This is a genomic window from Bradyrhizobium sp. P5_C11_2 (assembly GCF_054049755.1).
The window spans coordinates 1-3,714 of record NZ_JBFULT010000659.1; the positions used below are offsets into that span (position 1 = coordinate 1).

Genomic DNA, 3,714 nt, shown 5'->3' on the forward strand with positions numbered 1-3,714 from the left:
ACCCAACATGGCGCCGCCCTACTCGATCGAGACGCCCCAGAACCGCGGCTGCGGGTAGAGCCAACCGGCATAGCCCTTGATGCTCTTGCGCAGCGCCGTCAGCTCGGCGCCGTTGAACAGCACGATAATCGGCACGTCGGCGATGAAGCGCTTGTGCATCTCGTCGAACAGCGCCTGCCGCTTGGCCGTGTCGTCGATCATCATCGACCGGCGCAGCATGTCCTGCGCCTCCGGATTGTCCCAGACCTTGCGCGGCTGCGTCGCCTTCGGCCCGGTCAGCATCTCGAAGCTCAAGGAGGGATCGAGCCGCGCCGAATAGGTAAAGGCCATCGACTGGTAGTCGCCGCGGTTGTAACGGTCGAGCTGGGCCGCCCAGTCCATGACCTCGAGCTCGATATTGATTCCGACGGTCTGCGCCATCGCCTGCACCAGCACCGAGGCGTCGAACACGTAGCTGTAGCGCTTGTTGGTGATCATCTTGATCGGCTGGCCGCGATAGCCGGCCTCCAGCAGCAGCTTCCTGGCCTCCGCGATGTTCTGCGCGTAACCGTGCGACTGCGCCTCGCTGTAGAACGGGCTGCCAAGCGGCAGCGCCGAATTGTTGGGACGCGCCGTGCCCTGCATCACCGCATCGACGATTTGCTCGGTATCGATGGACAGCGCGATGGCGCGGCGAATACGCACATCCTTCAGCAGCGGATCCCTGGTCTGGAACAGGATGCCGGTGAGGCCGAGCGCAGGCGTGATGCTGAGCTGCACGTCGGTGCGCGATTTGAGCTCCTCGAGATCGGGGATCGACAGGCTCATGATGACGTCGAGCGAGCCGCTGAGCAGCCCCGCCTTCGCCGCCGAACTGTCCGGGATCACGTTGAAGCGCACGCGATCGACCATGACGCTCTTGGCGCCGGTGTAGCCGGTGCGCGGCTCGCTGCGCGAGACATAACCGTCGAAGCGGACGATATCGACATACTGTCCCCGCTTCCACTCGGCGAGCTTGAACGGACCGGTGCCGATCGGGGTGATCCATTTGCCGTCCGGCCCGACGGACTCCCGGTGGATGATCGCGGTCTGGCCGCAATCGGGCCGCGCCAGTGTCGGGAGGAACAAGGCGGTCGGCTGATCGAGCGTGACGGCGACGGTCTGCTGATCGGGCGCTTCGATCCTTTCGATCCGCGCGATGCCGGTGGCACTGAACTCGGACAGGCAGCGCCACTGCGTCGCCGGGTCGAGCCAACGCTTCAGGGACCAGACCACGTCGTCCGCGGTCATGGTGGCGCCGTTATGGAACTTGATGCCCTGCCGCAGATGAAACGCATAGGTCTTGCCGTCGTTCGCAACGGTCCAGCTCTCGGCCAGCATCGGGCCGATCGAGGTATCGTCACGGAAGGCGACCAGCCCTTCCACGACATGCGCGATCACCGCATCCGTGTTGGCGTCGCGATTGGTGCCGGGATCGGTCGAGCGGATATCGGCGTTGAGCCGCGTCCTCAGCAATGTTTCGGCGCCGGCCTTCCCGAGCATGGCCAACAGGGCCAGCGCGGCCAGACCGACCGCCCATGCCGGCGATGGCCGACGCCGGCGCATCATGACGCCCCCGCCGCGGCCGACCGCTCGAACGCCGCCCGCCCGATCTCGTCAATCTCGAGCCGGTAGCTGGTGAACTCGCGATTGAGCGCCGGCAGCGGCGCCACTTCCATCAACCCGCTCGCCGGCTCCATCAGAATCATCGCCACGGTGGCGCTGAGATTGTTGCTGAGATTGCGGCGCGGCGGGCGGCAGACCGACCAGGGATAGGCGAACTCGTCGAACAGCGCGCTCTTGACCGTGTCGAAGCTGATGCTGCCGATATGCGGCTGGAGCAGATCGCGGACGCGGATGTCGCGGTAGAGACTGTCAGGCGTATCCTGGATGCCGGCGTCCTTGAGCTTGCCGAGCGCAACCGGGCTCACGAAGTGATTGGCGTGCACCAGCAGGCCGTTYTGCGGATGCACCTGAAACGTCTCATCCGGCGCACATTCGAAATCGATCGCCACGCCCTCGCGATGGCTGACGATCATGTTGTTGGCCGCGGATTTCTTGGTGCAGTAGACGGCGCGCATCGCCAGCGCGAGATGCTCCTGCTCCAGCACCTTGCGGCGGATCAGCGCCAGCGGCACGCCGACCTGGCGATAGTCACGGTCACTTTGGAGATAGTTCGCGGTGATCGCGATGCCGACGGCATTGAAGCCGCAGCGGCCGAGCGCGCCGGCCTCGGTGAAGGTCATGAGATCCGGACCATCGTCGCGTCGCACCTTCAGCACCACCGCTGTTTCTGCGCATTCGCGCTTCCAGTCCCAGTTCTGGGCGTGGATCAGACGACCGTTACTGGTCGCCGTCGGCAGCGCAACGACGCCGGTGCAGCCATCGGGCTCATCGGGCGTCTTCAGGCGCGCGCGGATCTTTGGATTGGCAAGCTTGAGGATCTCGGTGCGGGCGTTGAGCAGGACGACATCCTCGAACGGAACGTCGGCGCCTTCGGCAATGCCGCGCATCTCCTCGATATAGCTCGGCTCGAACGCCTCGATGACGGGCAGATAATCCCGCACCAGCGCGGCCACGCCCTTCGCGTCGAGCGAAAGCTCCTTCAGCTGCGCGAAGTAATGGGTGGTCCCCTTCTTGATGCGGCCTGCCGCCTTCTGCCCGTACTGACGTCCACGCTCGCGAGGAGGACCGGAGATTTCGATCAGGGGGAAGGGTTCGACCATGGGCACCAAGTTCCTTTTGCTTTCCGGAAGAGGCTAATGTACTTCGTGATGACATGAAACAAAAAACTTCAAGCCGGGGAAAAGCCTCTCCAAGCCGTCTCCAGCGCGAATTGTCCGCCGGGATCCTGGAACTGATCCGGAGCGAGCGGCTTGCGCCGGGCACGCGGCTTGCCGAAGTCGCGCTCGCCGAGCGCCTCCAGGTTTCGCGCACGCCGGTCCGCGCCGCGCTGAAGCTCCTGGCACGACGCAAGCTGGTGCACGCCGGCGCCAGCCGCGGCTATTTCGTCGCAGACACCGCCCCCGCCCCGCACAAGACGCCGCCGAAGCCGAGTCCCGACGAGACCGACCGGCTGTTCCTTGCGATCGCGCGCGACCGCCGCGCCGGCCGGCTGGCGGACGAGGTTTCCGAACGCGACCTGATGCAGCGCTACGATGCGACGCGGCCGGTCGTGCAGCGCGTCCTCACCAGGCTGGCCGAGGTCGCCGCCGTCCAGCGCAAGCCGGGCCACGGCTGGCGCTTCCAGCCGACCATCGCCGATGCCCAGGCGCGCGACGAAAGTTACCGCTACCGCCTGCTGATCGAACCGGCCGGGCTGCTCGAGCCCGGCTTTCGGCTCGATCCGGCGTGGGCCGCCGACATGCGCCGCCGTCATCAGGAGATGCTGGCGATGCCGTGGAGCGACACGGCAAGCATCGCACTCTACGAGATGAACGCGGCCTTTCACGAGGGCCTCGCGGCCGCATCAGGCAACCGCTATCTGCTGGTCGCCGTTCAGCAGCAGAACCGGCTGCGGCGCTTCGGCAATTACGACTGGACCTTCGGCCATGAGCGGGTGATCGTGAACTGCCGCGAGCATCTCGCCATCCTCGATCAGCTCGAAGCCGGCCAGCACGAGGCCGCAGCCGCGCTGTTGCGCCGGCATCTCGAAGGGGCGGCAAAGCTCAAGCGCAGCCCGGCCCATTCCGGCTC

General features: G+C 65.8%; 3 protein-coding genes. 1 reads left to right on the top strand and 2 read right to left on the bottom strand.

All coding sequences use genetic code 11. From position 1 onward, the window contains the following. Positions 1 to 18: 18 nt before the first annotated feature. Together ACXJL8_RS36295 and ACXJL8_RS36300 are read right to left on the bottom strand one after the other, a co-directional pair. Positions 19 to 1,584 carry an ABC transporter substrate-binding protein gene (locus tag ACXJL8_RS36295; RefSeq protein ID WP_456617826.1) on the bottom strand — a complete coding sequence of 522 codons (1,566 nt, stop codon included), beginning with the start codon at positions 1,582 to 1,584 and terminating at the stop codon, positions 19 to 21. Then, positions 1,584 to 2,744, bottom strand: a complete 1,161-nt coding sequence (locus ACXJL8_RS36300; RefSeq protein WP_456617698.1) for a C45 family autoproteolytic acyltransferase/hydolase — start codon at positions 2,742 to 2,744, stop codon at positions 1,584 to 1,586. The genes ACXJL8_RS36295 and ACXJL8_RS36300 overlap by 1 nt, the downstream gene beginning before the upstream one ends. 110 nt (positions 2,745 to 2,854) lie before the next feature. Between ACXJL8_RS36300 and ACXJL8_RS36305 the strand changes: the two genes are divergently transcribed. Then, the coding region (locus ACXJL8_RS36305; protein ID WP_456686558.1) for a GntR family transcriptional regulator at positions 2,855 to 3,714 on the top strand (860 nt) is incomplete at its 3' end.

Bases quoted from the DNA above. Each gene is read 5' to 3' on its own strand.
- ACXJL8_RS36295 (WP_456617826.1), bottom strand. From the start codon at position 1,584: ATGCGCCGGCGTCGGCCATCGCCGGCATGGGCGGTCGGTCTGGCCGCG.